Genomic DNA, 739 nt, shown 5'->3' on the forward strand with positions numbered 1-739 from the left:
GTCAAACGCGTCGTCGACTACAACGTCAAGGTGCGCGTCAAGAGCGACGGCACGGGCGTCGACATTGCCAATGTGAAGATGTCGATGAATCCCTTCGACGAGATCGCCGTCGAAGAGGCCGTGCGCCTGAAGGRGAAGGGCGTCATCACCGAGGTGATCGCCGTGTCCTGCGGTGTCACGCAATGCCAGGAGACCCTGCGCACTGCCATGGCCATCGGTGCCGACCGCGCCATCCTGGTGGAGACACCTGCAGATCTCGAACTGCAGCCACTGGCCGTCGCCAAGCTGCTGAAGGCGCTGGTCGACAAGGAAGGCCCGAGCCTGGTCATCCTCGGCAAGCAGGCCATCGATGACGATTGCAACCAGACCGGCCAGATGCTGGCCGCGCTGACGGGCATGCCGCAGGGCACGTTCGCCTCCAAGGTGGAAGTGGCCGGCGACAAGGTGTCCGTCACTCGTGAAGTGGACGGCGGCCTCGAGACCGTGTCCCTGAGCCTGCCGGCCGTCATCACGACCGACTTGCGCCTGAACGAGCCGCGTTACGTGACGCTACCCAACATCATGAAGGCCAAGAAGAAGCAGCTCGACATCGTCAAGCCTGCCGACCTGGGCGTGGACGTGACGCCGCGCATCAAGACGCTGAAGGTCAGCGAGCCGCCCAAGCGCGGCGCTGGCGTGAAGGTGGCCGATGTGGCCGCTCTCGTCGCCAAGCTGAAGAACGAAGCCAAGGTCATCTGAC

1 protein-coding gene is annotated in these 739 nt (G+C 64.0%); it reads left to right on the forward strand.

Translation table 11 applies throughout. The features are described from left to right. The coding region (locus AC1DU6_RS33865) for an electron transfer flavoprotein subunit beta/FixA family protein (protein ID WP_477862776.1) at positions 1-738 on the forward strand (738 nt) is incomplete at its 5' end. Between the last annotated feature and the right edge of the window lies 1 nt (position 739).

It is taken from the genome of Roseateles sp. P5_B10, from assembly GCF_056400485.1.